Origin of the sequence: Saccharopolyspora erythraea NRRL 2338 (genome assembly GCF_000062885.1) — a bacterium.
GTDB classification, from domain to species: domain Bacteria; phylum Actinomycetota; class Actinomycetes; order Mycobacteriales; family Pseudonocardiaceae; genus Saccharopolyspora_D; species Saccharopolyspora_D erythraea.
Genome location: NC_009142.1, coordinates 4,032,725 through 4,057,182, shown reverse-complemented (window position 1 = coordinate 4,057,182; position 24,458 = coordinate 4,032,725). Strand labels below are relative to the sequence as shown.

At 72.1% G+C, this 24,458-nt stretch carries 27 protein-coding genes; 17 read left to right on the top strand and 10 right to left on the bottom strand.

The window, feature by feature from the left end; translation table 11 throughout:
• The first annotated feature begins 1 nt into the window (after position 1).
• The 4 genes from SACE_RS17950 to SACE_RS17935 all read left to right on the top strand — a co-directional run bounded on the left by SACE_RS17950 (position 2) and on the right by SACE_RS17935 (position 4,655).
• Entirely contained in the window at positions 2-412 is a 411-nt protein-coding gene (locus SACE_RS17950) for a VOC family protein (RefSeq protein WP_009946818.1), read from the top strand.
• A 115-nt stretch (positions 413-527) separates the two neighbouring features.
• A complete protein-coding gene (locus SACE_RS17945; protein WP_021342018.1) occupies positions 528-2,933 on the top strand; it encodes an ATP-binding cassette domain-containing protein in 2,406 nt (801 codons plus the stop codon).
• A 78-nt stretch (positions 2,934-3,011) separates the two neighbouring features.
• Entirely contained in the window at positions 3,012-4,271 is a 1,260-nt protein-coding gene (otsB, locus tag SACE_RS17940) for a trehalose-phosphatase (protein WP_029621624.1), read from the top strand.
• Positions 4,272-4,370: 99 nt separating this feature from the next.
• Positions 4,371-4,655, top strand: coding sequence for a DUF1540 domain-containing protein (locus SACE_RS17935; protein ID WP_011874115.1), 285 nt, complete (start codon positions 4,371-4,373; stop codon positions 4,653-4,655).
• On the opposite strand, the gene SACE_RS17930 is transcribed toward SACE_RS17935, so the two are convergent.
• On the bottom strand, positions 4,643-5,467 hold the full coding sequence (locus tag SACE_RS17930; RefSeq protein WP_009946822.1) for a putative protein N(5)-glutamine methyltransferase: 825 nt from the start codon (positions 5,465-5,467) through the stop codon (positions 4,643-4,645). The genes SACE_RS17935 and SACE_RS17930 overlap by 13 nt on opposite strands.
• A 257-nt stretch (positions 5,468-5,724) precedes the next feature.
• Between SACE_RS17930 and SACE_RS17925 the strand changes: the two genes are divergently transcribed.
• The gene (locus SACE_RS17925; protein WP_029621625.1) at positions 5,725-6,123 is read left to right on the top strand and encodes a VOC family protein; all 399 of its coding nucleotides are present in this window, start codon (positions 5,725-5,727) and stop codon (positions 6,121-6,123) included.
• On the opposite strand, the gene SACE_RS17920 is transcribed toward SACE_RS17925, so the two are convergent.
• Positions 6,047-7,042, bottom strand: coding sequence for an EamA family transporter (locus SACE_RS17920; protein WP_173401313.1), 996 nt, complete (start codon positions 7,040-7,042; stop codon positions 6,047-6,049). The genes SACE_RS17925 and SACE_RS17920 overlap by 77 nt on opposite strands.
• A gap of 69 nt (positions 7,043-7,111) precedes the next feature.
• Here SACE_RS17920 and SACE_RS17915 point away from each other — a divergent pair, with 69 nt between their 5' ends.
• Positions 7,112-7,969 (top strand): LysR family transcriptional regulator, encoded by an 858-nt coding sequence (locus tag SACE_RS17915; RefSeq protein ID WP_011874112.1) that lies wholly within the window; start codon positions 7,112-7,114, stop codon positions 7,967-7,969.
• A gap of 6 nt (positions 7,970-7,975) precedes the next feature.
• On the opposite strand, the gene SACE_RS17910 is transcribed toward SACE_RS17915, so the two are convergent.
• The 3 genes from SACE_RS17910 to SACE_RS17900 all read right to left on the bottom strand — a co-directional run bounded on the left by SACE_RS17910 (position 7,976) and on the right by SACE_RS17900 (position 10,107).
• Positions 7,976-8,614 (bottom strand): LysE family translocator, encoded by a 639-nt coding sequence (locus SACE_RS17910; protein ID WP_009946830.1) that lies wholly within the window; start codon positions 8,612-8,614, stop codon positions 7,976-7,978.
• A 121-nt stretch (positions 8,615-8,735) separates the two neighbouring features.
• Positions 8,736-9,461 carry a 3-keto-5-aminohexanoate cleavage protein gene (locus SACE_RS17905; RefSeq protein WP_009946831.1) on the bottom strand — a complete coding sequence of 242 codons (726 nt, stop codon included), beginning with the start codon at positions 9,459-9,461 and terminating at the stop codon, positions 8,736-8,738.
• 106 nt (positions 9,462-9,567) lie between these two features.
• Positions 9,568-10,107, bottom strand: a complete 540-nt coding sequence (locus SACE_RS17900; protein WP_009946832.1) for a GNAT family N-acetyltransferase — start codon at positions 10,105-10,107, stop codon at positions 9,568-9,570.
• A gap of 124 nt (positions 10,108-10,231) precedes the next feature.
• Between SACE_RS17900 and SACE_RS17895 the strand changes: the two genes are divergently transcribed.
• From SACE_RS17895 to SACE_RS17885, 3 genes are read left to right on the top strand one after another with little or no spacing between them, the layout of a single operon-like run.
• Positions 10,232-10,807, top strand: a complete 576-nt coding sequence (locus SACE_RS17895) for an orotate phosphoribosyltransferase (protein WP_009946833.1) — start codon at positions 10,232-10,234, stop codon at positions 10,805-10,807.
• Between the two features lie 34 nt (positions 10,808-10,841).
• Complete coding sequence (locus tag SACE_RS17890) at positions 10,842-11,417, top strand: ASCH domain-containing protein (RefSeq protein ID WP_011874111.1); 576 nt, start codon at positions 10,842-10,844, stop codon at positions 11,415-11,417.
• Between the two features lie 33 nt (positions 11,418-11,450).
• Positions 11,451-12,443: a methyltransferase domain-containing protein gene (locus SACE_RS17885; RefSeq protein WP_231850023.1), complete on the top strand. Its 993-nt coding sequence runs from the start codon at positions 11,451-11,453 to the stop codon at positions 12,441-12,443.
• Between the two features lie 94 nt (positions 12,444-12,537).
• Here SACE_RS17885 and SACE_RS17880 read toward each other — a convergent pair whose 3' ends face one another.
• Complete coding sequence (locus tag SACE_RS17880) at positions 12,538-13,266, bottom strand: GNAT family N-acetyltransferase (RefSeq protein ID WP_011874110.1); 729 nt, start codon at positions 13,264-13,266, stop codon at positions 12,538-12,540.
• Between the two features lie 176 nt (positions 13,267-13,442).
• On the opposite strand from SACE_RS17880, the gene SACE_RS17875 reads away from it, so the two are divergent.
• On the top strand, positions 13,443-14,159 hold the full coding sequence (locus tag SACE_RS17875; protein ID WP_009946840.1) for an SDR family NAD(P)-dependent oxidoreductase: 717 nt from the start codon (positions 13,443-13,445) through the stop codon (positions 14,157-14,159).
• 24 nt (positions 14,160-14,183) lie between these two features.
• Here SACE_RS17875 and SACE_RS17870 read toward each other — a convergent pair whose 3' ends face one another.
• Positions 14,184-14,720, bottom strand: a complete 537-nt coding sequence (locus tag SACE_RS17870) for a MarR family winged helix-turn-helix transcriptional regulator (protein WP_011874109.1) — start codon at positions 14,718-14,720, stop codon at positions 14,184-14,186.
• A 206-nt stretch (positions 14,721-14,926) separates the two neighbouring features.
• On the opposite strand from SACE_RS17870, the gene SACE_RS17860 reads away from it, so the two are divergent.
• The 6 genes from SACE_RS17860 to SACE_RS17835 all read left to right on the top strand — a co-directional run bounded on the left by SACE_RS17860 (position 14,927) and on the right by SACE_RS17835 (position 20,550).
• Positions 14,927-16,537: an ABC-F family ATP-binding cassette domain-containing protein gene (locus SACE_RS17860; RefSeq protein WP_029621627.1), complete on the top strand. Its 1,611-nt coding sequence runs from the start codon at positions 14,927-14,929 to the stop codon at positions 16,535-16,537.
• Positions 16,538-16,553: 16 nt separating this feature from the next.
• Positions 16,554-17,246 carry a CatB-related O-acetyltransferase gene (locus SACE_RS38340; protein WP_372491182.1) on the top strand — a complete coding sequence of 231 codons (693 nt, stop codon included), beginning with the start codon at positions 16,554-16,556 and terminating at the stop codon, positions 17,244-17,246.
• Positions 17,239-18,129, top strand: coding sequence for an alpha/beta fold hydrolase (locus SACE_RS17850; protein ID WP_009946847.1), 891 nt, complete (start codon positions 17,239-17,241; stop codon positions 18,127-18,129). Before SACE_RS38340 ends, SACE_RS17850 begins: the two co-directional genes overlap by 8 nt.
• Positions 18,126-18,950 carry an SDR family NAD(P)-dependent oxidoreductase gene (locus SACE_RS17845; protein WP_009946848.1) on the top strand — a complete coding sequence of 275 codons (825 nt, stop codon included), beginning with the start codon at positions 18,126-18,128 and terminating at the stop codon, positions 18,948-18,950. The genes SACE_RS17850 and SACE_RS17845 overlap by 4 nt, the downstream gene beginning before the upstream one ends.
• A 77-nt stretch (positions 18,951-19,027) precedes the next feature.
• Entirely contained in the window at positions 19,028-19,354 is a 327-nt protein-coding gene (locus SACE_RS17840; protein ID WP_011874106.1) for a DUF6204 family protein, read from the top strand.
• Between the two features lie 194 nt (positions 19,355-19,548).
• Positions 19,549-20,550 (top strand): TerC/Alx family metal homeostasis membrane protein, encoded by a 1,002-nt coding sequence (locus SACE_RS17835; protein WP_009946850.1) that lies wholly within the window; start codon positions 19,549-19,551, stop codon positions 20,548-20,550.
• A 63-nt stretch (positions 20,551-20,613) separates the two neighbouring features.
• On the opposite strand, the gene SACE_RS17830 is transcribed toward SACE_RS17835, so the two are convergent.
• From SACE_RS17830 to SACE_RS17820, 3 genes are all read right to left on the bottom strand, one after another.
• Positions 20,614-21,057 carry a methylated-DNA--[protein]-cysteine S-methyltransferase gene (locus SACE_RS17830; RefSeq protein ID WP_009946853.1) on the bottom strand — a complete coding sequence of 148 codons (444 nt, stop codon included), beginning with the start codon at positions 21,055-21,057 and terminating at the stop codon, positions 20,614-20,616.
• 12 nt (positions 21,058-21,069) lie between these two features.
• Positions 21,070-22,536, bottom strand: a complete 1,467-nt coding sequence (locus SACE_RS17825) for an AlkA N-terminal domain-containing protein (protein WP_029621628.1) — start codon at positions 22,534-22,536, stop codon at positions 21,070-21,072.
• Between the two features lie 90 nt (positions 22,537-22,626).
• On the bottom strand, positions 22,627-23,145 hold the full coding sequence (locus tag SACE_RS17820) for a GNAT family N-acetyltransferase (protein ID WP_009946855.1): 519 nt from the start codon (positions 23,143-23,145) through the stop codon (positions 22,627-22,629).
• Positions 23,146-23,329: 184 nt separating this feature from the next.
• Between SACE_RS17820 and SACE_RS17815 the strand changes: the two genes are divergently transcribed.
• A complete protein-coding gene (locus SACE_RS17815) occupies positions 23,330-24,316 on the top strand; it encodes a malate dehydrogenase (RefSeq protein WP_009946856.1) in 987 nt (328 codons plus the stop codon).
• Positions 24,317-24,458: the final 142 nt, after the last annotated feature.

Sequence of the window (24,458 nt, the reverse complement as noted above, 5' to 3'; positions counted from 1 at the left end):
CATGGACATCACCATTCACGCGAGCTTCCTCCCCCACGACGACGCGGACGCTGCTCTGGCCTTCTACCGCGACATCCTCGGTTTCGAGGTGCGCAAGCACGTCGAGTACGGCGGGATGCACTGGATCACGGTCGGTCCGCCGGGGCAGCCGGGCACGTCGATCGTCCTGCACCCGCCGGCGGTCGATCCCGGCATCACCGAGGATGAGCGGCGCACGATCGTCGAGATGATGGCGAAGGGGACTTACGCGGGCCTCCTGCTGGCGACCAAGGATCTCGACGGCACGTTCGAACGAGTTCAAGGCGGCAATGCCGAGGTCGTCCAGGAGCCTGCCGAGCAGCCGTACGGTGTGCGTGACTGCGCCGTCCGCGATCCCGCGGGCAACCTGCTGCGGATCCAGGAGCTGCGCTGAGTCGAGCTGCCGGATCGCGGGGAGAACCGGACATACTGCTCGATTCTGGTCGGATCGGGCCGGGCGATGCAGGCGGGCCCACGAGGGTGGCCTCGCTTCACAAGATGGAGAGACGATGAGCAAGGCCGTGAGGACCGACGAGGGGTCGCCTGTGCTGCACGCTGCTGACAGCCACGATCTGATCAGCGTTCGGGGCGCTCGTGAGAACAACCTGAAGGACGTCAGCGTCGAGCTTCCGAAGCGCCGGCTGACGGTGTTCACCGGTGTTTCGGGTTCGGGCAAGAGCTCGTTGGTGTTCGACACGATCGCCGCGGAGTCGCAGCGGCTGATCAACGAAACCTACAGCGCGTTCCTGCAGGGGTTCATGCCGACGCTGGCGCGGCCCGAGGTCGACGTGCTGGAGGGATTGACGACGGCGATCATCGTGGATCAGCAGCGGATGGGGTCGGATCCGCGTTCCACGGTCGGTACGGCGACCGACGCCAACGCCATGCTGCGCATCCTGTTCAGCAGGCTCGGGCAGCCGCACGTCGGTTCGCCGAACGCGTTCTCGTTCAACGTTCCGTCGGTTCGGGCCAGTGGTGCGATCACGGTCGAGCGGGGTGCGGGAAGGACCGTGAAGCAGACGTTCTCCCTCACCGGCGGCATGTGTCCGCGGTGCGAGGGCCGGGGTTCGGTTTCCGACATCGATCTGACTCAGCTCTACGACGATTCCAAGTCGTTGGCGGAGGGTGCTTTCACGATTCCGGGGTGGAAGTCGGACAGCTTCTGGACCGTGCGGGTGTACGCCGAGTCGGGGTTGCTGGATCCGGACAAGCCGATTCGTGAGTTCACGAAGAAGGAGATGCGGGACTTCCTGTACCGGGAGCCGACGAAGGTGAAGGTGGAGGGGGTGAACCTGACCTTCGAGGGGCTGATTCCCAAGATCCAGAAGTCGTTCCTGTCCAAGGACAAGGAGGCGATGCAGCCGCACATCCGGGCGTTCGTGGAGCGGGCGGTCACCTTCGCCGAGTGCCCGGACTGCGGTGGTACCCGGCTCAGCGAGGCGGCCAGGTCGTCGAAGATCGGCGGGGTGAACATCGCCGATCTGTGCGCGATGCAGATCAACGACCTGGCGGAGTGGGTGCGGGGGTTGGAGGAGCCGTCGGTCGCGCCGCTGCTGGCGGCGTTGGGGCACACGCTCGACTCGTTCGTGGAGATCGGGTTGGGGTATCTGAGCCTTGACCGGCCGGTGGGGACGTTGTCGGGTGGTGAGGCGCAGCGCACCAAGATGATCCGGCACCTCGGTTCGTCGCTGACCGACACCACTTACGTGTTCGATGAGCCGACCACGGGTCTGCACCCGCATGACATCCGGCGGATGAACGATCTGTTGCTGCGGTTGCGGGACAAGGGCAACACGGTGCTGGTGGTGGAGCACGAGCCGGAGACGATCGAGATCGCCGACCACGTGGTCGATCTCGGTCCTGGTGCCGGTGCGGCGGGGGGTGCTGTGTGCTTCGAGGGGACTGTCGAGGGGTTGCGGGCCAGTGGGACCGTCACCGGGCGTCATCTCGATGATCGGGCGGTTCTCAAGGAGGCGGTGCGCAGGCCTGCTGGGGCGTTGGAGATCCGTGGTGCGTCGACGCACAACCTGCGGGATGTCGATGTCGACGTTCCGCTCGGGGTGCTTGTGGTGGTCACCGGTGTTGCCGGGTCCGGGAAGAGTTCGCTGGTGCAGGGGTCGCTGTGCCGGCAGTCGGGGGCGGCCGGTGAGGGTGTGGTGTCGATCGACCAGACGGCGATCCGCGGGTCGCGGCGGAGCAATCCGGCGACCTACACGGGGCTGCTGGACCCGATCCGCAAGGCGTTCGCGAAGGTCAACGGTGTGAAGCCGGGGTTGTTCAGCGCCAACTCGGAGGGTGCCTGTCCGAACTGCAACGGTGCGGGTGTGATCTACACCGATCTGGGGATGATGGCCGGTGTGTCCACCACGTGCGAGGAGTGCGAGGGCAAGCGGTTCCAGGCGTCGGTGCTGGAGCACCGCCTGGGTGGTCGCGACATCAGCGAGGTGCTTGCGATGTCGGTGGACGAGGCGGTGAAGTTCTTCGGCGGTGGTGAGGCGCGCACGCCGGCGGCGCATCGCATCCTGGGGCGGCTGGCTGATGTCGGGTTGGGTTATCTCAGTCTTGGTCAGCCGCTCACGACGTTGTCCGGTGGTGAGCGGCAGCGGCTGAAGCTGGCGACGCACATGGGTGAGAAGGGTGGGGTGTACGTGCTGGACGAGCCGACGACCGGGCTGCACCTGGCCGACGTGGAGCAGTTGCTCGGGCTGTTGGACCGGTTGGTGGACTCGGGTAAGTCGGTGATCGTGATCGAGCACCACCAGGCGGTCATGGCGCACGCGGACTGGATCATCGATCTCGGGCCGGGTGCTGGTCATGACGGTGGGCGGGTCGTTTTCGAGGGCACGCCGGCCGACCTCGTCGCGGCGCGTTCCACGCTGACCGGTGAGCACCTCGCGGCTTACGTGGGGGCGTGACCGGGCCGCTCCCCTGCCCGATGTGCTGCTCCGGCGCCTGCGGGTATGCCTGTCGGGTGTCCTCTCGGTGGAGGGATCATGGCCAGGGCCGATGTCGATCCGCGGCGGCATCGCGCGGTGCTGGTGGACGGTGGACTCGTGGGCGGCCGGGGCCGGGCTGGTGAGGGTGGGGCCGATCTGATCGAGGCGCTGCGCCGCTGCGACGTGCGCATTGCCGTGGTGTCGGCGGTTCGCGACTCCCCTGTGCTGGAACGCTCGGGCACCACGGGGGCGCTCGACGCGTCGGGTGCCGGGCCTGATCCGGGGCCGTGGGTCGAGGCCGCTCGCCGGCTTGGGGTCTCTGCGGTGGAGGCCGTGGTGGTGGCGGGCGTTCCCGCTGCTGTCGAGGCTGTTCGGGCTGGTGGTTTCGGGCTTGTCGTCGGGGTCGGTGGTGAGCAGGATCGGTTGTGGCGTGCCGGTGCTGATGTGGTGGTGGGGGCGTTGCGGGAGATCTCGGTCGGTGGGGTGCAGCCGGGGGCGCGGCCGATGTCGGAGGTGCCCGATGCGCTGGAGCGGTGGGATGAGTTCGCGGCTCGGTTGCGGCGGGGGCGGGTGGTGTTGTTGTGCGACTTCGACGGCACGCTCGCCCCGATCGGCGATGTTCCGGGTGAGGTGGCGTTGCCGGTGCGCACGCGGGAGGTCCTGGAGGAGCTGGCCCGCCACTGCCCTGCCGGTGTGCTGAGCGGGCGGGATCTCGATGATGTCCGCGGCCGGGTCGGCATCGGTGAGCTGTGGTACGCGGGGAGTCACGGTTTCGAGATCGCTGGGCCGGCGGAGCAGGTTTTCGCGCATCCCGCGGGTGAGGCGGCGTTGGGTGATCTGGACGAGGCGCAGCGGCGGGTGTCGGAGAGCCTGGCGGGTGTGCCGGGTGTGCTGGTCGATCGCAAGCGGTTCGGGTTGGCGGTGCACTACCGGATGGTCGAGGCGGGGATGGCCGATCACGTGGTGTCGGTGGTGCGCGGGATCGGTGATGACCTGGCGCATTTGAAGATGAAGCACGGGCGGCTCGTGGCGGAGTTGTTGCCGGATGTGGATTGGCACAAGGGCCGTGCGTTGAGTTGGTTGCTCGAGGAGTTGGGCGCGGTGGGTGCTGAGGGGTTCGTGCCGGTGTTCGTGGGTGATGACTTCACCGACGAGGACGCGCTGCGGGTCGTCCGCGACGGTGGTGTGGGTGTGGTGGTGCGCAGCGGTGAGCACGGTGACCGGCCGACGTGGGCGCACTACGCGGTGGCCGGGCCGGAGTCGCTGGGTGCGTTGCTGGGGCGGGTCGCGGAGCTGGTGGGCGGGTCCGCCCGGTAGTGGGTGACACCATCGGGTGGAAGTGCGGGTTCCGCCGTGTCGTCGGTTCCGGGGCTGGTGAGGGTGGGACCAGTACCGAGCTGATTGCAGGAGGACACCATGGACATGCCGATCGTGAACAAGTGCACGGCTGACTCGTGCGCGTACAACCAGGAGCACACGTGTCACGCGCTGGCGATCACGGTCGGCGAGCCGACGCATCCCCAGTGCGACACGTTCACCACCGCTTCGGTGCGCGGGGGTGATGCGTCGGCGACGGGGCACGTCGGTGCGTGCCACATGGGCGACTGCCAGCACAACGTGGATCTGGAGTGCCAGGCTCCGGGCATCAGCGTGGGTTTCCACGAGAACACGGTGGACTGCCTGACGTATCAGCCCGCGTGAGGTCGGCCGGCGCGGCCGGGTGAGCCGGGTTTGGTGCCGATGACGACGGTGGCGTGCAGCTCGTCGCAGTGGCTGATGTCCGGTGTGAGGCCGTGGCGGGCGAAGGTGGCGGCGGCTTCGGGTGCCTGCTCGGTGCTGGTTTCGATGAGCAGGTGCCCGCCGGGCGCCAGCCAGGCGGGTGCCTGGGCGGTGACGCGTCGTTGGACGTCGAGGCCGTCGCCGCCGCCGTCGAGGGCGTGGCGGGGTTCGTGGATGCGTGCTTCGGGTGGCAGCAGGTCGAGTGCGTCGGTGGGCACGTAGGGCGTGTTGGCGACGAGGATGTCGATGCGGCCGCGCAGTGCGGTGGGCAGGGGTTCGTAGAGGTCGCCGTGGTGGACCTGTCCGCCGGCGGGTTCGAGGTTGCGGCGGGCGCAGCGGACGGCGGCGGGGTCGATGTCGGCGGCGTGCAGTTCGGTGCCGGGGTGGGCCGCGGCCAGTGCGGCGCCGACCGCGCCGGTGCCGCAGCACAGGTCGACCACGACGGCGTGTGGGCGGGTGAGGTCGGCGGCTTGGCGGGCCAGGTGCTGGGTGCGGCGGCGGGGTACGAACACGCCGGGGTCGACGGCGATGCGCTGGTGGCAGAACTCGGCCCAGCCGAGGACGTGTTCGAGTGGGAGGCCGGCGGCGCGGCGGGCGACCATCTCGTCGAGGTCGGCGGCGGTGGGTGCGGTGGCCAGCAGCAGGTCCGCCTCGTCCTCGGCGAAGACGCAGCCGGCGTGGCGGAGCCGGGTGATGAGGGCGGAGCGGGTGCGGGCGTGCGGGGATGCTGACATGGGCGCCTTTCGGGATGGCCGATGTGGGCGCTCTGCGGGTGGCCGCGTCAGCGTGTCGCGGGGCCGCGGGTGGTGAGCACCCAGCCGGGACGTGCGGGGATGGGTCTCACCTCCTCGGTCGGTTTGGTGTCGGGCATGGCCACGATATCGCTGCGCGGCCTCCGGGTGCTGCTCCCCCGGGTGCTCGCGCCTGCGCGGCGCTGTGCGCTGGGTTTCGCCGCGCTGCCGGTGTCGGTGGGCGCTGCTAGCTTCGCCGCATGGTCAGACGGATTTTCGTGAACCTGCCGGTGCGCGACCTGCGCAAGTCCATCGAGTTCTTCAGCGCTCTGGGGTTCGAGTTCAACCCGGACTTCACCGACGAGAACGCCACGTGCATGGTCGTCAGCGATGAGGCGTTCGTGATGCTGCTGGTGGAGGAGTTCTTCAAGTCCTTCAGCAAGCGTGAGATCGCCGACACCGCCGCGAGCAGCGAGGTGATCATGGCGATCTCTGCCGGTGGCAGGAGCGAGGTGGACGAGTTGGTCGACAAGGCGCTGGCCGCCGGTGGGCAGGCCGCGGGTGAGGTCATGGACGAGGGGTTCATGTACTCGCGGAGTTTTCGCGATCTCGACGGTCACCAGTGGGAAGTGGTCCACATGGACATGTCGGGGCAGTAGTTCCTTCTGCGCTGCCGCGTTGGACCGCGGTCTGGGTGGTGCGCGGGCGTGAGAGCAGCACGCTGGCGGTGTTGGCGGTGACGATGGCGGCGATGCCCAGCCACTGGCTCCACTGCAGCGACTGCCCGAGCACCAGCAGGCCGGCGCCGGCGGCCAGCACGGGGTTGACGCTCATGAAGATCCCGAAGAAGTGCGCCGGGACGCGGCGCAGTGCGAGCATGTCGGTCAGCATCGGTACCGCCGAGGACAGCATGCCTGCGGTGGCCGCGCAGGCCAGTGCGGCCAGTGTCGGCGGGTGCACGACCAGCAGGGTGATGCCGACCGGCAGGTAGAGCAGTGCGGAGACCCCGGCGGCCGCGGCGGAGCCCTCGGCGCCGGGCAGGCGGTGTCCGACGGTGCGGTTGAGCAGGATGTAGCAGGCCCAGCAGGTCGCGGCGAGCAGGGCCAGCGCGATGCCCGCGTAGTCGGTGCTGGGTTGCGGGCGGGTCAGGGCGAGCACGCCGACGGCGGCCACCGCGCCGCAGACGAGGTCCGGTGCGCGGCGTGAGGAGAGCAGGGCCACCGCCAGCGGTCCGAGGAACTCCAGGGTGACGGCCAGGCCGAGCCCGATGCGGTCCACGGCGCTGTAGAGCGAGAGGTTCATGGTGGCGAACGCCGCGGCCAGCAGCAGCACGGGGCGCCACTGGCGGCCGGTGAACGAGCGCAGGCGGGGGCGTCCGACGGCCAGCAGCACGGCGCCGGCGATCCATTGGCGCACGGCGACCACTCCGGTGGGGCCGAGCACGGGGAATGCCAGGGCTCCTACGGCGGCGCCGAGTTGGTTGCACGATCCGCTGGCCAACATCAGCGCGACACCGGCGGAGCGGGCGGTGTCGCGGCGTGTGTGCGGGGTGTGGGGCTCGCACTGGGTGTGCTGCATGTCTGCGAGCATGCGGTCTGCCGACGCATCCGCAAAATGCATAAAGCGCGCCATCTATACGCTGGGGTCATGGATCTGGAGTTGCGGCAGCTGAGGTGCCTGGTCGCCATCGTCGACACCGGCACGTTCACCGACGCCGCCATCGAGCTGGGGGTCTCGCAGGCCGCGGTGTCGCGGACGCTGGCCTCGCTGGAGTCGGCGCTGGGGGTCCGGCTGCTGCGCCGCACCAGCCGGGAGGTCGTGCCCACCGCTGCGGGGACGCAGGTGCTGGCGCGGGCGCGGCGGCTGCTGGCCGAGGTCGACGACCTGGTGCGTGAGGCCGCCAGCGGGCACGCGCGCCTGCGCATCGGGCACGCCTGGTCGGCGATGGGCCGTCACACCGTGGAGTTCCAGCGCCGGTGGGCCCAGCAGTGCCCGGACGTGGAGCTGCGGCTGGTGCGCACCAACTCGGCCACCGGCGGCCTGGCCGAGGGGGCCTGCGACATCGCCGTGGTGCGCACCCCGCCCGACGAGCGGCGCTTCGAAAGCGTGGTCGTGGGCCTGGAGCGGCGGTTCTGCGCGATGGCCGCCGACGACCCGTGGGCCCGCAGGCGCTCGATCCGGCTGGCCGAGTTCAGCGACCGCACGCTGGTCATCGACCGCCGCACGGGCACCACCACCACAGACCTGTGGCCGCCGGGCAGCAGGCCCGAGTTGGAGCACACCCAGGACGTCGAGGACTGGCTGTCGGTGATCGCCACCGGTCGGTGCGTGGGCATCACCACCGAGAGCACGGTCACCCAGTACTCGCGCCGGGGCATCGTGTTCCGGCCGCTGCGCGACGCCGCGCGCATCCCGGTGCGGGTCATCTGGTGGCGCGACGACCGGCATCCCGCGGCGACCTCGGCGGTCGCACTGCTCAGCGAGCTGTACCGCGAGCGGGACTGACCGCGCTCAGGCGGGGCGGGCGCGGTCGGTGGCCAGGTGCACGGCCAGCCCGGCCAGCACGCCGCCCATGACGTGGCGCTGCAGGCGCAGCCAGACCGGTCGGCGGGTGAGGAATGCCGCCAGCGTGCCCGCGGTGAGCACGATCGCGGTGTTGACGGTGAGCGCGACGCTGATCTGCACCAGCCCGAGCAGCAGGCTCTGGGCGGCCACCGCGCCGAGCGCGGGGTCGATGAACTGCGGCAGCAGCGAGACGTAGAGCACGGCGATCTTGGGGTTGAGCAGGTTGGTCACCAGGCCCATGGCGAACAGCCTGGCCGGGCGCTCGGCGGGCAGCGCGGCGGGGGCGAACGGGGTGGTCCCGCCGGGGCGCAGCGCCTTGCACGCCAGCCACAGCAGGTAGGCGGCTCCGGCCAGCCGCAGTGCGGTGTGCAGGGCGGGCACGGTGCTGAACACCGCGGCCAGTCCCGCGGTCGCGGCGGCCAGGTAGACCGCGAAGCCGGTGGCCACGCCCAGCAGGGAGACCAGTCCGGCGCGTCGTCCCTGGGTGATGGTGCGCGAGACGAGGTAGACCATGTTGGGGCCCGGGGTCAGGACCAGGCCGAGGGCGACCAGGGCGATCGCGGCCAGGGACTCGATGCTGATCATCGCACCTGCTCGGTTCGGTGGGATGGTGGACGAGCAGGACGTTAGGTTCGAGGACCGCGGTGGGAAACGGCCAATCCGCCGGCACTGGCCGCTGTGCTGTCTCAGCCGGGTGCGGGGCTTTTCAGGAGGACTGGCGGGCGCGCATGCGTTCGACGGCGGCGGTGACCAGTTCGGCGTTGTCGGCGGCGATCTGGCCGTCGGGCAGTTGCAGGGTGTCCTCCAGGCCGATGCGGGTGTCCAGGTCGCGGCGCAGCGCCAGGGCCAGCACCGGCCAGGCCCCGGCGGCCTCGCCGTGCAGCAGCACCGGCGCCGGGGCGGGATGCAGCCGCCGCAGCAGGGCCTCGGCGGTGCCCGCGGCGCCGCGGGCGGTGCGGTCGGAGACCTCGGCCAGCACCCGAAGCACGTGGTGGCGCAGCGGTGAGTTCAGGAACGGCTCCTCGGCGCCGGTGCCGGAGTAGATGCCGGCCTCCACCGCGACACCCCGCTCCAGCAGCGCCTGGGCGACCTGCTCGGCGCCGGGCTCGTGCCAGTTGACCGAGGCGTGGTCGGGCAGCACGCTCCACGAGCGGATCAGGCGGATGCGGTCCTGCGGGTCGGGGGTGGTCCAGGCGCCGGTGGTGATGCCGATCGGGGTGCCCGGCGCGGCCGCGCGCACCGCCCGCAGCGTGGCGGCCACGATGTGCGGGTCGAGGCTGTCGAACCCGCCCGGTGCCTTGGGGTGCAGGTGGATGTCCTCGGCGCCGGCGGCGACGCTGGCCGCGGCGGCCGCGGCGAGTTCCTCCGGGCGGACCGGGAGGTGGTGGTGCTCGCGGGGAGACCGGGCGCCGTTGAGGCAGACCTGCAGCATGCTGGGATTGTCTCCCGATCCGGGGCCCGGGGGTACTGCGGCGGAGGGGGTCGTTGGCGTCTCGTGATCATCGCCCTTTCGGCCTGCGCTGGGCCGACGGTGCGGGTCAGGCCAGCCGCCGCCACTCCTGGCGGGTCAGGGCGTGGACGTGGCAGGGGTGGCCGTCGTCGTCGGTGAAGTCCAGGCGGTGGGCCATGCCGAGCTTGGTCATCACTTTGCCGGAGGCGTCGTTGCCGCGCTGGTATCCGGCGTAGAGCAGGTCGGTGTGGGCGAAGGCGGCGTCGCGGGCCGCGCGCACCGCCTCGGTGGCCACGCCCTGGCCCCACGCCGCCGGAGCCACCCACCAGCCGAGTTCGATGGCCGGTTCGGCGAGTGCCGACTCCTCGGCCGTGCGGTGGGTGACCGACACCAGGCCGACCGCCTCGGGGCGGTCGTGGAAGCCGATGGTCATCCATCCGATGCCGTGCTCGGCCCAGTGGGCCAGCGCCGCGGCGTGGCGGCGGGCGACCACCTCGGGGCTCCACGGCCGGCGGTTGCCCACGAAGCGCACCATCCGGTCGTCACCGGCCAGGGTGCGCAGCAGGTCGTGGTCGCGGGTGCTCCACTCGGCCAGTCGCAGCCGCGGGGTGGTGAGGGTGAACGCCACGGTGGTCCTTTCGGGTCGCACTGGTGACGGCGCAACACGGTAGTCGGCCCGACCGCGGCGGTCGCGTGGTTTGTGCGCGAGAAAACGGCTTGCCACCGAGGCGCGGTGCGGTGAGGGTCGGCCGATGGCACCGAGTCGACTGGCCGAACTGCTGTGCGTGCGCGAAGGCCACTTCCGCTTCGAGTCCGGGCACCACGGCCGGCTGTGGCTGGATCTGGACCGGTTGTTCCTGCGCCCCGCGTCGGTGCGGCCGCTGTCGGCCGCGCTGGCGGGCCGGCTCGCCCGGCACGGCATCACCGCGGTGTGCGGGCCGCTGACCGGCGGCGCCTTCGTCGCCCAGCACCTCGCCGAGGCTCTGGACCTGCGGTTCTTCGCCGCGCAGCGCCACCAGCACCACGACCGCGTCACCTACCGGCTTCCCGCCGGCGTGCACCAGGTGCTCACCGGGCAGCGCATCGCGGTCGTCGACGATGTGCTCAACGCCGGGTCCGCGGTCGCCACGACCGCCCGCGAACTGCGCCACCGCGGCGGCGAGGTGGTCGCCGTCGGCGGACTGCTCGCCCTCGGCGACGGGGCTCGGCGCACCGCCGAGGACCTGGCGGTGCCGCTGGAGGTGGTCGAAACCTGGCCGCACGAGTTGTGGAGCGCCGAGCAGTGCCCCCGGTGCGCGCGGGGCGAGGCGCTGACCGATCCGCCGTGAGCCGCGTGCGGCCACCGGCTAGCGTGGGCGGGTGTTGTTGAGCAGCCGGGTCCTGCGCGGCGTGGTCGACGGCCGGATCACCCTGGCCTTCCGCCGCTGGGCCAGTCCGCAGGCCAGGACGGGTTCGCGGATGCGCACCGCGGCCGGGGTCATCGCCATCGGCGCGGTCGAGGCGGTCGAGCCCGAGACGATCACCGACGAGCAGGCCCGGCGCGCCGGTTTCGACACCGCCGCCGGACTGCGCAGCTCGCTGGACAAGCACGGCACCGGCCGGGTCTACCGCATCGAGATCGGCTACGCGGGCCCGGACCCGCGCGTGGCACTGCGCGAGCAGGCCGAGCTGTCCGCCTCCGAGCGCGCCGACCTCGACCGGCGACTGGCCAGGATGGACACCTCCTCGCCGCGCGGCCCCTGGACCCGCCGGATGCTGGAACTGCTGCGCGACAACCCCGGCGTGCGCGCCGCCGAGCTCGCCGCGACGCAGAACCGCCCGGTGGCGCGGTTCAAGTCCGACGTCTGGAAGCTCAAGGAGCTCGGCCTCACCGAAAGCCTGGAGGTCGGCTACCGCCTCTCGCCCCGAGGACGCGGCTACCTCGACTCCCCCACCTGAACCCCGCGGCCGATCTTGTGCGCACCCGTGGTGATGGCCAAAGCTGGCACGATCGACGAGTGCGAGGAGGCGGCGTTGCCGCAACAGCAGTCCGTGGCCGCGATCTACCGGGGATACCTCGACGGCGCCGCCCCGGCCGAGATGACCGATCAGGTCACCGGCGCCGACAGCGCCCTGCAGCTGGCCGTGTGGAGCCATGCGGTGGGTGACCGCGACACCGCGCACGCCTGCGCCGTGCGGGCCGCGGAGCTCGACCCCGCACGCGAGTTCGCCCGCCTGCTCGTGCGCTTCACCGCCGGGCCCGGCGCCGGCGACGTCTACGACTCCCCCGCGGCCTTCCAGGCCTTCATCCGCGGCGGCGGCAACATCGCGCTCTACGAGGCGACCTCCGCGGCATTGCGCCGCGCCCACCGGCGCCACAGCCCACGCCGGATTCTCGACATCGGCGCAGGCGACGGCCTGGCCCTGCTGCCCGCGCTCGACGACGACGCACCGCACGTCGACGTCGTCGAACCCAGCGCCGACCTGCTCACCCACACCCGCGACGCCTTGCGCGACCGGGGCATTTCCCACCAGGTCTGGAACGACACCGTCCAGGACTTCGCCACCGCCCACCCCGACCGGCAGTGGGACCTCGCGCAGTCCACCTTCGCGCTGCAAAGCGTCCCGCCCCACCAGCGGCCCGCCATCCTGGAATGGCTCGCCCAGCACACCCGGACCTTCGTCCTCGTCGAGTTCGACGCGCCCGAGGTCCCCGAACCCCTGGCGCCGGACTGGTTCGGCGAGTTCCTGCGGCGCGTCGAGCGCGGCGTGCGCGAATACGCCCACGACCGCGACCTGGTCGGACTCGGCTTCATCCTGCCCGTCGTGCTCGGCAAGTTCACCACCACCGACCGCACCAACCACGAACAGTCCATCCAGGACTGGACGGCACAACTGCGCGCCGCCGGATTCGCCCACGTCACCGCACACCAGCTCCACGACTACTGGTGGCAACCCGCCCACGCCGTCGAAGCCCACCACTGACCCACCACACCCGTGGTAGCAACGACCACGACCGTGGTGGTCGGCTCGCTGACCTGCACCAACACCACGGGAAGAGGCAATTGAGCTCATATGGTCAGCACACGGCCGGCAGCACCGTCAGCCACGTGTCGGTGATCTCGAACCCCAGCTTGCGGTAGAGGTGGCGGGCCGGGTTGGACGTGGTCACCGCCAGCCCGACCGCACCGTGGCCGTCGCGGGCCAGCTCGGCCATCGCGCGGCGCAGCAGCAGTCCGCCGAGCCCGGCGCACTCCGGCTCCGGCAGGCGGAAGACGTCGCCGACCCACGGCGTGCCGTCGCGGTCGTTGACCACCAGGCCGGCCACCACCCGGTCGCCGCCGTCGACGACCAGCGCGCTGCACGGCAGCAGCGGCCCCAGCACCCGCCCGGCCAGCAGCGGGGCGATCATCCCCGCCACCTGCTCGTCGGTTCCCCCGTGGGCGTCGGGATGTCCGGGCGGGAACGCCGCACGCCAGGCCGGCACCAGCTGGTGGGCCGGACGATCGCAGGCCACCAGCCGCAAACCCCGCCGCAGGGCCGCATCCGCCCACTGCGGCGGTGGCGGATCGGCACGCAGATCCCGGCGCATCCCGTGCGCCCGCCTGCCCGGCCGGCCCCCGCGTGCCACCAGCTCCTCGCCGAGCCGGACCGGGGCGATGACCGTGTGGTCCGACAGCCGTGACCACACCAGATCCGCCGCGCCGGGCCCCTCGGCGTCCAGGATGCGCACCCGTCCGGCTCCGGCACCGACATAGGACACCGTCGTGCCCCCGGCCGAGAGCACCGACACCTGCTCGCCGCTCACCACGCGTTCCCCGGTCCGCTCACAACAGCACACTCTCGGATCACCGCCGCTGCCGCGCAAGCACTTTCGCCGAAGCACCGTCCGATGTGGCCGACCGCTCCCGCCGGCGTCCTTGCGCCCGCCGGCGGGAGCGAGCTACCGTGAGCTTAGTTGTTTTAGAGCTAAAGGAGATTGTTGTGCGACAGATCGTCGTCACCGGAGCGGGCAGCGGCATCGGGTATGCCATCGCCGAGCACTTCGCCGCCTCCGGTGATGCGGTGACCATCACCGGACGGCGACCCGAGGTCCTGCACCGCGCCGCCGACACCCTCGGCGCCCGCGCGGTGCCCTTCGACGCCACCGACCCCGACGCGGTCGAGGCGGCACTGGAGTCGCTGCCCGACCACGTCGACGTCGTGGTCAACAACGCCGGCGCCAACACCGACTTCGAACGCCCCGAACCCGACGGGCTGCGCGCGCTGGCCCAGCAGTGGGAAGCCAACCTGGCCTCCAACGTCCTCTCGGCGGTGCTGGTCACCGCCGCGCTGACCCCGCGACTGACCGACGGCGCCCGCGTGGTCACCATCGGCTCGATCGCCGCCCGCCAGGGCGCCGGCTCCTACGGCGCGGCCAAAGCCGCCGTGGAAGCCTGGACCGCCGATCTGGCCGGACAGCTCGGACCGCGCGGCATCACCGCCAACGTCATCGCACCCGGGCTCACCGAGCACACCGGGTTCTTCCAGAACGGCCTGCCCGACCACGTGCGCCAGACGCTGGTGGCCGCCACCCGCAACCAGCGCGCGGGCACCCCGGCCGACATCGCCGCGCTGACCGGGTTCCTGGCCTCCCCGCAGGCCGGGCACATCACCGGCCAGGTCCTGCACGTCAACGGCGGCGCCTACCTCGGTCGCTGAGCCCACTTCGGCGCCGGCGACCGCTCACGGCCGGTCGTCGGCGCCGAAACGCCTGGTCAGATCGCTGAGCAGGATCCGCAGCAACCCGGTCAGCTGCTCGCGCTGAGCCGCATCCAGCGACGCCAGCAGCGTCTCCTCGTGGCGCAGCAGGTCATCGACGCGGTCCTCGATCAGCCGGTGGCCCTGCTCGGTCAGCTCCACCTGCACCGAACGCCCGTCGGCACCGCCCTTGGTGCGGCGCACCAGCCCCCGCTGCTCGGCCCGGGTCAGCCGCTGCGAGATCGCACCCGCGCTGACCAGGCACTGCCGCGCGATCTCCCCGGCCGAAAGCCGGTAGGGCGGCCCCGAGCGGCGCAGGGTGCTCAGCAGGTCGCGCGTCGGCGCGTCCAGACCGATGCGCGCGTCGGTGCGGCGGCGTTCGTCGTCGAGCAGCTTGGCGATCCGCCAGACCCGGGTGATCACCCCGATCGACTCCACCGGCATCCCCGGCCGCTCCCGCTGCCACGCCCGCTGGATCCGATCCACCCCGTCCTCGCTGGGCGGCACCGCACTGTCCGACATGGTCACTCAGCCTAACCCCGGACCATGTGGATCCGGAGAAAAAACCGGTGGACCTCCTCGCGGACGCGGTGGCTATACTCGGCGCCACTATGAAGAACTGACATCACCACCGCCCGCGTCCGCGGCCCGCGCGCCGATTCCGCATTCCGCGCGCCCCGAAGTGCCCGGCGGGCACCGTTTCCGGATTCCTCGGTGGGTGATGTCCTATTTCCGCTCTGCTCGCACGCGATCTCGTCAAGTCCTACGGCGACCGCCGCGTCCTCGACGGCGTCTCGCTGACCGCCTCCCCCGGCCAGCGCCTCGGCCTGGTCGGGGAGAACGGCGCGGGCAAGTCCACGCTCCTGCGGCTGCTGGCCGGCCGCGAGGACCCCGACGTCGGCGAGGTCACCGGCCCCGCGGATCTCGGGTTCCTGCACCAGGAAACGCCGTTCGCCGACCGGGCCACGCTCACCGGGGTGCTCGACGAGGCCCTGGCCGACATCCGCGCCGCCGAAGCACGCCTGACCGAGCTCACCGAAGCCCTGTCCCGGAACCCCGACGACACCGCCCTGCTGGCCGACTACGGCGAGGTGCTGGAGTGGGCCCACGACCACGACCTGTGGAACGCCGACCACCGCGCCGAAATCGTCCTCGACGGCCTCGGCCTGGGCGGCCTGCCCCGCGACCGGCGCGTCGGCGAGCTCTCCGGCGGGCAGCGGGCGCGGCTGAGCCTGGCGGTGCTGCTGCTGCGTCGTCCCCGCGCGCTGCTGCTGGACGAACCGACCAACCACCTCGACGAACCGGCGATCCGATTCCTGCAGGACCACCTGCGCGCACTGCCGGGCGTGGTCGTGCTGGCCAGCCACGACCGGGTGTTCCTCGACGAGGTCTGCACCGACATCGTCGACCTGGACCCCGCCGTGCACGGCATCACCCGCTACGGCGGCAGCTTCACCGACTACCTCACCGCCAAGCACGCCGAACGCGTGCGCTGGCAGCAGCGCTACGCCACCGAACAGGACGAGCTGCGCGACCTGCGCCACGCCGCCACCGTCACCGCCCACCAGCTCGGCCACTTCGCCCCGCGCGGCAACACCAGCAAGCTGGCCTACGACTTCACCGGCTCGCGGGTGCAGAAGCAGATCTCCCGCCGCGTGCGCAACGCCCGCCACCGCCTGGAGGAGCTCACCGGCAACCAGGTGCGCAAACCACCCGAGCCGCTGCGCTTCGCCGCCGCGGTCACCAGCACCACCAACACCGCCGAGGTCGTGGTGCAGATCCGCGACGCCACGATCCGCCAGCGGCTGCACGTCGGCGAACTCGACCTCGCAGCCGATGACCGGGTGCTGGTCACCGGCCCCAACGGCGCCGGCAAGTCCACCCTGCTGCACCTGCTGGCAGGCACCCTCGCCCCCGACACCGGAAGCGTGCAGCGCCGCGGCGGCGTGCGGGTGGGACTGCTCGAACAGGACGTGGTCTTCCCCGACCCCGCCCGCACCCCGCGGCGGATCTACCAGGCCGCCACCGCCGACCGCGCCGACGTGCCCGCCCTGACCGATCTCGGCCTGCTCGCCCCGGCCGACCTCGACCGGCCGGTGGGCGTGCTCTCGGTCGGCCAGCGGCGGCGACTGGCCCTGGCCACCCTGATCGCCGACCCGCCGCAGGTGCTGCTGCTGGACGAGCCGACCAACCACCTGTCGCTGACCCTGGCCGGCGAACTCGAGGACGCCCTGCGCACCGCGCCCGGCGCGGTCGTGGTCGCCACCCACGACCGCTGGCTGCGGCGCCGCTGGGACGGCCCCGCCCTGGCCGTCGACAACGGCCGCATCACCGCCTGACCCCGCGGCTTTCGCCCTGACCCCACGCCCTTTGCGAGGACCCGTGCCCGACGTGCCCGATCCCACCCGCCCCCACCCCAGCACCCGGCCGGAGCTGACCACGGTCAGCTTCCTGTCCGCAGTGCTCACTTCGCCCCACATCGAGGTCGGCGAGTACACCTACTACGACGGGCCCGGCGATCCCGCCGAGTTCGAAACTCGCAACGTCCTCCACAACCACGGGCCCGCCAAGCTGCGCATCGGCCGCTTCCGCGCCATCGCCACCGGAGCCCGGTTCATCATGCCCGCCGCCGACCACCCCATGATCGGCTGCTCGACCTACCCCTTCACCATGTTCGGCGGCGACTGGACTCGCGACACCCTCGACATCGCCACCGCGCTGCCCTCCAAGGGCGACACCGTCGTCGGCAACGACGTCTGGATCGGCCGCGACGCCACGATCATGCCCGGCGTAGGCATCGGCGACGGCGCCATCATCGCCACCGGCGCCGTCGTCACCGCCGACGTGCCCGCCTACGGCGTCGTCGGCGGCAACCCCGCCCGCCTGCTGCGCCGCCGCTTCGACGACGACAGCATCGCGCTGCTGCAACGCATCGCCTGGTGGGACTGGCCGATCCAGACCATCACCGCCCACGTGCGCACCATCATGGCCGGCCGCCCCGGCGGACTGGCGCACCTGGCCCGCCAGGAAGGACTGCTCGATGACTGAACGCCTGGTCACCACCCCCGACGGCACCCGCCTGTGGACCCAGGCCCTCGGCCCCGCCGACGGCGTGCCACTACTGCTGATCATGGGCGCCAACACCTCGGCGATGGGCTGGCCGCAGGAGTTCCTCGACCTGCTCACCGCGCGCGGACTGCGCGTCGTGCGCTACGACCACCGCGACACCGGCCGCTCCACCCACTACGGCATCACCCACTACGGCGTGCGCGACCTGGCCGAGGACGCCGTGGCCGTGCTCGACGGCCACGGCATCGGCACCGCCCACGTCGCCGGCATGTCCCTGGGCGGTGTCCTCGGGCAGCTGCTCGCCCTGGATTACCGCGACCGGCTGCGCAGCCTCACCCTGATGCAGACCGCGGCACTGGACGTCGACTTCGCCGGCGCCATGCGCCGCGCGCTCGAGGGCACCCCGGCACCCGGCGACCTGCCCACACCCACGCCCGAGATCGTGCGGGCCACGGCACAGCGCGCCGATCCCGCACCCGACCGGGAGACCGCGCTGCGCCGCCGCGTCGAGCAATGGCGACTGCTGGCCGGAACCGCACTGCCGTTCCACGCCGAGGAGTTCCGCCGCTGGGAGAACACCGCCATCGACCACGCCGGCACTCACCAGCAGCCCGCCGCGCACGCCGCCGCCACTCCCGTACCGACCAGCCGAGGCCGCGAACTGGCCGGGGTCAGCACACCCACCCTGGTGGTTCAGGGACCCGAGGACCCCGTCAACCCACCACCGCACGGCCGCCACCTGGCCTCACTGATCCCCGGCGCCCGCTGCCTGGAGATCCCCGGACTCGGCCACGCCCTGCCCTCCGCACTGCACCCCGCGCTGGTCACCGCGCTCACCGACCACATCGGAGCCCACCCGTGATCGACCCCCGCCTGCACGGCCGCGTCGCCCTGGTCACCGGAGCCAACAGCCCGCTGGGCATCGGCGCGGCCATCGCCGCCGCGCTGGCCCGCCAGGGCGTGCGGCTGCTGCTGACCGCCGTGCCCGAAACGCCGCCGCGGCACCCCGGGTCCGCGGCCGCCCGCACCTACGCCGAGGCCAAGGCCACCGACGGCAGCCAGGTGCGCGACGCGCTGCGCGCCGACGGCGCCCACGTCGAGTTCCGCACCGCCGACCTGGCCGACCCCGAGGCGCTGCCGAGGCTGTTCGACCACGCCGAAGCCGCCTTCGGGTCGGTGGAGATCCTGGTCAACAACGCCGCCCACTGCGTGCCCGACACCTTCGACACCCGCTCCCGCGACACCGTCGACGCCGCGAGCATCGATGCCCACCACGCGGTCAACACCCGCGCCCCCGCGCTGCTGATCGCCGAGATGCACCGCCGCCACCTGCGCCGCGGCGGCGACTGGGGTCGCGTGATCAACATCAGCACCGACGCCGCCCCCGGCGCACCGGGCCAGATCTCCTACTGGGCCAGCAAACACGCCCTGGAAAGCCTCAGCCGCTCCGCGGCGCTGGAGCTGGGCCCGGCCGGCATCACCGTCAACTCGATCGCTCCCGGACCGGTGCAGACGGGCTGGATCGACCAGGCCATGGACACCGAGTTCGCCGCCTTCAGCCCGCTGGGCCGGGTCGGCACCCCCGCCGACATCGCCGACATCGCCGTGTTCCTGGCCTCGCACCAGGGCCGCTGGATCACCGGGCAGACGCTGCTCGCCGGCGGCGGGAAACGACTGTTCTGACCCGGCACCGCCAAAAAACAGTGGCGTATTCAGATACAGTGGTGCATCTGGATATCGCACTGCGAGGAGGGGTGACGATGGCGGAGCAGGTGCACCGGGTGATCCTGCGCGGCAAGTTCGGCGGCCTCGACCGGCACGCCCGCGCGGCACTGCTGGCCGAGGCCGACGACCACGACGTGCTCGACGCCCGCTTCACCGGCCGGGGCAGCCTCACCTACGACCGGCGGCTGGCCGGGTTCACCTTCCGCTGCGAGCTGTCGGTGCCCGAGGACATCGGCCGCGCCGAGCTGCGCAAGCGAGCCGAGACCAAGCTCGCCGCGCTGCTGGCGGCCTTCGGCTGCGGCCACCGCGACCTCGAGCTCAGCTCCACCAACATGGCCCGGATCAAAATCCGCAGACGCTGACCCCGCGCCCCTGCCGGTCAGACGGCCTGACCGCCGGATCGCCGAGTCCCAGGATGTGGCCGATACTCGGCGGTGCGGGGGGAGTACTTCCAACGGGTCTGCCCGGTCAGGACGGACGCGCCGCACGCGTCCCCGGCAGACCGTCCACCGCGGACGGAGGAGACCCCGGACACGACCGGTGTTGAGGAGACCTCATGGCCACCCCCGCCGCGGTGCCTGCTGCCGCCTCCGAGTCGATCGGCACCCCCTGGCTGTGGGCGGTCAGCATCGCCGTGCTGCTCGCCCTGCTGGTCGTCGACTTCGTGGTCACCCGCCGCCCGCACGAGGTCTCCCTGCGCGAGGCGGTCGGCTGGTCGGTGTTCTACCTCGCGCTGCCCCTGGTGTTCGGGGTAGGGCTGTGGCTGGTGGTCGGCACCGACCAGGCACTGGAGTTCATCACCGGCTTCGTGGTCGAGAAGTCGCTGTCGGTGGACAACCTGTTCGTGTTCATGCTCCTGCTGACCGGCTTCGCCGTCCCCGCCGAGCTCCAGCAACGCGTGCTGCTCTACGGCATCGCCGGCGCGCTGGTGCTGCGAGGGGTGTTCATCGCCGCCGGTGCCGCCCTGCTGCAGGCCGGGACCTGGGCGTTCCTGGTCTTCGGCGCCATCCTGTTCGCCACTGCGATCAAGATCCTGCACGAAGCCCTGCGCGGCGAAGTGTTCGACCGCGACGTCTCCCAGCTGCGCTCGGTGCGGCTGCTGCGCCGGCTCATGCCGATCACCGAGGACTACCAGGGCGCCCGGCTCACCGTCCGCCAGGACGGCAGGCTGGCGCTGACCCCGTTCACCGTCGTGGTCGTGGCCGTCTTCGCCACCGACGTCGTCTTCGCCGTGGACTCGGTGCCCGCCGTCTACGGCATCACCGAGGACCCCTACCTGGTGTTCACCACCAACGCCTTCGCCCTGCTGGGTCTGCGCGCGCTGTACTTCGTCCTGCACACCGCGCTGGCCAAGCTCGCCCACCTCAACCACGGCCTGGCCGTCATCCTGGCATTCATCGGGGTCAAGCTGGTGCTGCACTGGGCGCACGGCATCTGGCCCGCCGTGCCGGAGATCCCCACCCTGCTGTCGCTGGCGGTCATCGTGCTGGTGCTGGCCGTGGTCACCCTCACCAGCTTCTACGCGAACCGACGCGCCGAAGCCACCCCCGGGAGCTGACCGTGCTCACCGCCCTGCTCGTCGAAGCCGCCGTCACCGCGCTGGTGCTGCTCGCGCTGCTGGTCACCTGCGCGGTCCTGCTCGACGCACACCCGCCCCGCAGACCCCGCCGGTAGACCAGGCCGGGCAGGACCGGCCGCGGGCGACGACCTCGCGCTCGAAGTCCAGCAACTGCCGCTTGCGTTCCAGCCCACCGCCGTAGCCGGTCAGAGCGCCCGAGGAACCCACCACGCGGTGGCAGGGCACGACGATCCCGACCGGGTTCCTGCCGTTGGCCAGGCCCACCGCCCGCGCCGCCGCGGGCCGGCCGATGCGCTCGCGGCGCCCGGCGAAGTAGCCCTCCAGCTGCCGGACGCACTCGGCGAAGGGCCCCGCGTCGGGTGCCCCGAAGGTCTCCTGCGGGGGCCGGTGGCGCTGCTGGTCCATGTAGACCCCGCAGAGCACCCCGTCGGTGGCCACCAGCGTCAAGGGGCCGACCGGGCTGTCGATCACGGTGTGGGTGCGCATGGGTTCCTCTCCTCACGCCGCGGGCAGCCGGTTGATCGCATGGTCACCGGTGGCCCACAGGTACTGCACGGCATAGGCGCGCCACGGCCGCCAGGCCGCGGCGCGGGCGGTCAGCGCCGCCGGGGTCCGCGGCAGCCCGAGCTGCCGGGCCGCCAGGCGCACGCCCAGATCGGTGGCGATGAAGGCGTCCGGATCGCCCAGCGCGCGCATCGCGATCGACTCCACGCTCCAGGGCCCGATGCCCGGCAGCGCCGCCAGACCGGCGCGGGCCCGCCGCCAGTCGCCGGAGACGTCGAGATCGATCTGGCCCTCGGCCAGCGCGTTGACCAGCGCCAGCAGCGCGCGGCGGCGCGACTGCGGGAACGCCAGCGTCGCCGGGTCCACCGCCGCCAGCGCCTCGGGCTCGGGGAACAGGTGCGTGAGCCCGCCTTCGGCGTCGGCGACCTCGGCGCCGTGCTCGACCACCAAGCGGGCGGCCAGCGTGCGCGCCGCGGCGGTGGAGACCTGCTGGCCCAGTACCGTGCGCACCGCGAACTCGGCGGAATCCGCAGTGCGCGGCACCCGCCTGCCGGGATTCTTGTCGACCAGCTCCCTCAGCAGCGCATCCGAGCGCAGCAACTCGTCGACGGCCGCCGGGTCGGCGTCGAGGTCCAGCATCCTGCGGCACCGGTTGATCGCCACCGGCAGATCCCGAAGGTCGCTCAGCGAAAGCCGGCAGCCGATGTGGTCGGGCATCGGCCGCAGGGCGACCACGCCGTGTCCGTGCGGCAGGCGCAGCGTGCGCCGGTAGACCCCGTCACGCCACTCCTCCACCCCCGGCACCGCCGTCGCCGCCAGGTGCCCGAAGAGGTTGTCCGGGCACAACGGCGCGCGGAAGGGCAAGCGCAGCGACAGCGGACCCGACGGCGCCGGCGCACCCGGCGCACGGCGCCGCAGCTCGCTCGGCGCGACGGCGAACACCTCGCGCACCGTGTCGTTGAACGCGCGGATGCTGCCGAAACCCGCCGCCAGCGCCACCTCGGCCATCGGCAGCGCGGTGGTCTCCACCAGCACCCGCGCGGTCTGCGCCCGCTGCGCGCGGGCCAGCGCCAGGGGACCGGCCCCCACCTCGGCCAGCAACTGCCGCTCGACCTGGCGGGCGCTGTAGCCGAGCCGGGCGGCCAGTCCCGGCACGCCCTCCCGGTCCACCACGCCGTCGGCGATCAACCGCATCGCCCGCCCGACCAGGTCCGCGCGCTGGTTCCACTCCGGCGAGCCCGGGCTGGCGTCGGGACGGCAGCGCTTGCACGCCCGGAAACCGGCCTGCTGCGCCGCGGCCGAGGTCGGGAAGAACCGCATGTTCTCCGGCTTGGGCGGGGCCACCGGACAGCTCGGCCTGCAGTAGATCCCGGTGGTCAGCACCGCGGTGAAGAACCACCCGTCGAAGCGGGCATCCCGGGAGCGCACCGCCCGCACGCACCGCTCAACATCATCATGCACACCAGCAGCATCCACCGCCGGAGCACCGCGGTCTAGCAGAAATCCGACATCGTGGGCCCGCACAGGCGATTCCCGACGGAACCCGCGCAGTCAGACCAGGCGCTGTTCGAGGACCTGACCCGGCCAGCCGTCGCGGTCGAACCGCTCTGTCGGGCTGAACCCCGCCTCGACGTAGTAGCGCACCAGCCGGCCGTCACCACCGGCCCAGCAGTCCACCCGCAGCAGCCCGATCCGGCGCCGCGTCGCCTGCCCCCGCGCGTGCTCCAGCAGCGCGGTGCCGATCCCGCGCCCCCGCAGGCGCCGCGAGGTCAACAGCAGTCGCACGTAGAGCTCGGGCTCGGCCACGGCCGGCACGTAGGACGGCGGCTGCTCGCCCAGCACCAGCGCCCCCGCCACCTCCCCGTCGACCTCGGCGATCCACAGGGCACCGCTGTCGAGGGTCGAGCGCACCCCCTGCACCCGCTCGGGCACCGCCGACCACGGCACGCTGCCCCACTGGTCCTGCCTGCCCAGCCCGCTCAGCCATGCCACGGCCTCGTCGAACATCCCCAGGATCTCCGAGAGGTCGCCGTGGTAGCCCAAGCGCAACATCGTCATGATCGACATCATGCTGCCCGCAGCCTCGGCCGGGCAGCCCCGCGGCGGAAATCCGCCACGGTCGTGTGGCCCGGCTCTCGAGCTGAATCGGTCCGGCACCACGTCCACTGTGATCCGTGGCGGGCACGCGCGGCAACCGGCCCAGGGCCGATAGCATCGCCACCGCAACCACCCGGCGAGCAGGAAGTAAATTCAGATGACCCAAGCTCCCGTCACCGTGACCGTCACCGGCGCGGCAGGCCAGATCGGCTACGCCCTGCTGTTCCGGATCGCTTCCGGCCAGCTCATCGGGCCCGACACCCCGGTCAGGCTGCGGCTGCTGGAGATCCCGCAGGCGGTCAAGGCGGCCGAGGGCACCGCCATGGAGCTCGACGACTGCGCCTTCCCGCTGCTGCAGGGCATCGAGGTCACCGACGACGCCCGCACGGCCTTCGACGGCACCAACGTCGCGCTGCTGGTCGGCGCGCGCCCCCGCACCAAGGGCATGGAGCGCGGCGACCTGCTGGAGGCCAACGGCGGCATCTTCAAGCCCCAGGGCGAAGCCATCAACGCCGGTGCCGCCGACGACGTCCGCGTGCTGGTGGTCGGCAACCCCGCCAACACCAACGCCCTGATCGCCCAGGCCCACGCGCCCGACGTCCCCGCCGAGCGGTTCACCGCGATGACGCGCCTGGACCACAACCGCGCCCTGACCCAGCTCGCGCAGAAGCTCGGCGTGTCGGTCAACGACATCAAGAAGCTGACGATCTGGGGCAACCACTCGGCCACCCAGTACCCGGACCTGTTCCACGCCGAGGTCAACGGCAAGGTCGCCGCCGAGCAGGTCGACCAGGCCTGGCTCGCCGACACCTTCATCCCCACCGTGGCCAAGCGCGGCGCGGCCATCATCGAGGCCCGCGGCGCGTCCTCGGCCGCCTCGGCCGCCAACGCCGCCATCGACCACATCCACACCTGGGTCAACGGCACCCCGGAGGGCGACTGGACCTCGGCCGCGGTCGTCTCCGACGGCTCCTACGGCGTGCCCGAAGGCCTGATCTCCTCCTTCCCGGTCGTCGCCCGCGACGGCCGGTACGAGATCGTGCAGGGCCTGGAGATCGACGAGTTCTCCCGCCAGCGCATCGACGCCTCGGTCAACGAGCTCAGCGAAGAGCGCGACGCGGTCCGCAAGCTCGGCCTGCTCTGAACCCACTGTCCTGCGGGCCGCACCCGAACCGGGTGCGGCCCGCAGTGCTGTGCACCGCCGGTGCCGACGCGAGTGGCCGATCCGCCCGGTCGTGCAAGACTCGGAACCGCACCAGCCGACAACGCCCCTCTCACGCTCGGAG